This is a genomic window from Streptomyces sp. MB09-01 (genome assembly GCF_033794505.1).
Taxonomy (GTDB): domain Bacteria; phylum Actinomycetota; class Actinomycetes; order Streptomycetales; family Streptomycetaceae; genus Streptomyces.
Window position 1 is genome coordinate 1 of the sequence record NZ_JARAYQ010000474.1, and the last position, 3,041, is coordinate 3,041.

2 protein-coding genes and 1 pseudogene are annotated in these 3,041 nt (G+C 72.9%); 1 reads left to right on the forward strand and 2 read right to left on the reverse strand.

Annotated features, from left to right (window positions below):
• Positions 1–840, forward strand: a pseudogene (locus PV721_RS42480) (formylglycine-generating enzyme family protein); the annotation flags it as partial.
• 28 nt (positions 841–868) lie between these two features.
• Here PV721_RS42480 and PV721_RS42485 read toward each other — a convergent pair.
• On the reverse strand, positions 869–1,978 hold the full coding sequence (locus PV721_RS42485) for an aryl-sulfate sulfotransferase (protein ID WP_319734120.1): 1,110 nt from the start codon (positions 1,976–1,978) through the stop codon (positions 869–871).
• Between the two features lie 26 nt (positions 1,979–2,004).
• Positions 2,005–3,000 carry an NrtA/SsuA/CpmA family ABC transporter substrate-binding protein gene (locus tag PV721_RS42490; protein ID WP_319734122.1) on the reverse strand — a complete coding sequence of 332 codons (996 nt, stop codon included), beginning with the start codon at positions 2,998–3,000 and terminating at the stop codon, positions 2,005–2,007.
• Between the last annotated feature and the right edge of the window lie 41 nt (positions 3,001–3,041).

The following is a 3,041-nucleotide window of genomic DNA, read 5'->3' on the forward strand; positions in this document are numbered from 1 at the left end:
CCGCCGGCCCGCTCTCCCGTCCCCTCCCCCGACCTCACCCGGGAGGGCATGGTGCTGCTGCCCGGCGGGGTCTTCCGGATGGGCAACGAGGACGGGGCCGCCAACGCCGGAGACGGAGAGGGGCCGGTGCGCGAGGTCGCCGTGGCCCCGTTCCGCCTCGACGAACGGGCGGTCTCCCACGCCGAGTTCGCCGCGTTCGCGGACGCCGTCGGGTACCGGACGGTCGCCGAGCGGCTCGGCTGGTCGTACGTGTTCGCGGGCCTGCTCGCACCGGAGACCGTGCTGGCCTCCCCCGCCCCGCCGGGCACGCCGTGGTGGCGCGGCGTCACGGGCGCGTCGTGGCGCGAGCCGTACGGACCCGGCTCCGCGGCCGGGGAAGGGCATCCGGTGGTGCACGTCGCCTGGTACGACGCGGTGGCGTACGCCGCGTGGGCGGGCAAGCGGCTGCCGACGGAAGCCGAATGGGAGTACGCGGCCCGTGGCGGGCTGGATCAGGCGCGCTACCCCTGGGGCGATGAGCTCACCCCCGGCGGGCAGGGGCGGTGCAACATCTGACAGGGCGAGTTCCCCCTGGTGACGACCAAGGAGGACGGCTGGGTGGGCACGGTGCCCGTCGACGCGCACGAGCCGAACGGCTACGGCCTCTACAACACCGTCGGCAATGTGTGGGAGTGGTCGGCCGACGCGTTCGCACCGGACAGCGGTACCCGCGCGATGCGCGGCGGTTCGCACCTCTGCCACGACTCGTACTGCAACCGGTACCGGGTGGCCGCGCGCACCGGCAACACCCCGGAGAGCAGCAGCGGGAACATCGGTTTCCGCTGCGCGGCCGACGCATAGCGCGGCCGCGCACGGAAACCGGTGCCGTTCAGAGCCAGGGGAACCGGTCGGCGGAGTAGCGGTAGGCGCGGAAGACGGAGTTCTGGGCGCCGGCCGAGGACTCCAGTCCCACGCCCTCGCCGAAGGACCGGAACTGCGGGACCACGAACTCCCACACCACGTCGCCGTCGGGCGTCACCTCGAAGAGGCGCCCGAAGGAGCCCTCGGCGACGAAGGTGTTCCCGTTCGGCAGGCGCTGCGCGCTGGACATGTACGGGCTGTAGAAGTTCTGCGGCGGGTTGTCCTGGTAGGACCACACCTCCTTGCCGGTACGCGGGTCCAGCTCCAGCACCCGCGAGTACGGCACGGAGGTCGTGTCGCGGTAGGTGCCGTTGTCGAAGACCAGGATGGTGCCGCCCGCGAGCTCGTGCGGATGGTGCTGCTGGGCCAGGACGTCCGGACCGATGTGCCACAGCACGGATCCGTCGGCTCGGTCGACGGCCACGGTGGTGGACGCGCTGCGGAAGCCCACCACGATCGACCCGTCGGCGCTCTCGTTGACGGTGTTGGCCATCGGCCAGTGGTTGCGGGCGAAGTGCGGGTTCAGCGCCACTTCCTCGGGGTCGAGGTGCTCGATGGCCGCCCAGCGCCACACGATCTCCCCCTCCCAGGTCAGTTCGTACACCACGTCCCCGTAGATCACCCCGCCAGGTGCCTCGGATCCGGGGATGCCGCCCCGGATCCGGGCCGCGTCGGCCGGGTCCAGCGGCTCGACGGCCCCGATGATCAGGTTGCCGTTGCGCAGGCTCGAGGCGTCGTGGTGGTGGAAGGGGTGCCTGACCTCGCGCACCACCGTCGAGTCGGGGGCCAGTTCCTGGAAGATACCGCCGTGGTAGACGTCCCAGATGGGGAAGAGGGTGGGGCCTGCGGTGTCCTTGGCCGCGTAGAAGAGGTTCCCGTTGGGGAGGAGCTGCGCCTGGCGGCCGGGCGGGTGCGGGGAGTTCCAGGTGTGGACGGGCCGTCCTTCGATGTCGACGAGGTGGATCTCGCCGGCGCTGGTGATCGGGGTGTAGAGGGTGTGGCCGCCGTAGCTGCGCTCGGCGTCGTGGGCGATCAGGCCGACGCCGCGGCGGCGCAGGGTGTTCTGGTCGACGGTCATGAGGATCTCCTCGGGTGGGGTGTGGTTCAGCGGACGGTGACGGCGGCGGGGTCGACCGCCGTCAGGGGGCCGGGGTTCAGGTACCGCAGCAGTGCGCTGCGGTCGGCGGCGCCCGGCAGGTTCTGGGCGGCCTTGGCCCAGGCGGCCTCCTCCTCCAGCTGCGCCAGCAGTTCGGGGGTGAGGCTCGCGCCGTAGGTGTAGCGGGGCTGGTGGCCGTCGACGTAGCCGGCTTGGAGCGCACCCTTGGACTGGGCCACCACGGCCTGCCGTGCACCGGCCGGGTCGTCGTCGATTCCGCGCTGGGCGCGCAGCAGGGTGCGCAGGACGGCGGCTGTGGTCTCCTCGCTCGCCTTGGGGCCGGCGATCAGCAGGGTCCGAGCGGTGTAGCCGGTGAACGGGAGCTCGGCGTACCGCTCGCCGAGCGTGGTGGCCGCGGCGTCGTAGAAGCTGGGGAAGGTGACGCCGGCGTCGATGTCGCCGCGGGCGAGCGCCGGAGTGACCTGGTTCGGGGCGAGGTTCATCACGGTCACGTCCGCGGCCGTCAGCTGTACGGAGCCGAGCATCCGCGAGAGCGCGTACTCGACGTTCGTACCCTGCGGGACTCCGATCTTGCGGCCCTTCAGGGCGGCGAAGCCGGTGATCTGCCGGTCGGTCCGGGTGAGCAGGCGCCAGTCGGAGAAGCGGGACAGGTCGGCGACGATCCGCAGGTCCCGCCCTCCGAGCGCGGCCGTGACCGCGGGCAGGTCCCCCACGACGCCGAGCTGCGCCTGGCCGCCCAGCACGGCGTTCAGGGCGTCGCGCCCGGTCGGCTGGGTGGTCACGGTGGCGTCGATGCCCTCGGCGGACCAGAGCCCGCGCTCCTGGGCCACGTAGACGGGCGCCCCGCCGAGGTGGTCGCTGGCGGCGAGGGAGACGGCCGGGCGGCCGGCGGCCGCGGGGCCGGAGCCGCCGGAGCAGGCGGTGGTGAGGGCGCAGAGCAGCGCCGCCATCAGTACGGCGGCCACCGCGCGGGGTCTGGGCATGGGAAGTCCTTCCGGAGACGCAGGTGGGGCGGGAGAGGGGG

Coding starts and splice junctions, on each gene's coding strand:
- PV721_RS42485 (WP_319734120.1), bottom strand. CDS start 1,978: ATGACCGTCGACCAGAACACCCTGCGCCGCCGCGGCGTCGGCCTGATC.
- PV721_RS42490 (WP_319734122.1), bottom strand. CDS start 3,000: ATGCCCAGACCCCGCGCGGTGGCCGCCGTACTGATGGCGGCGCTGCTC.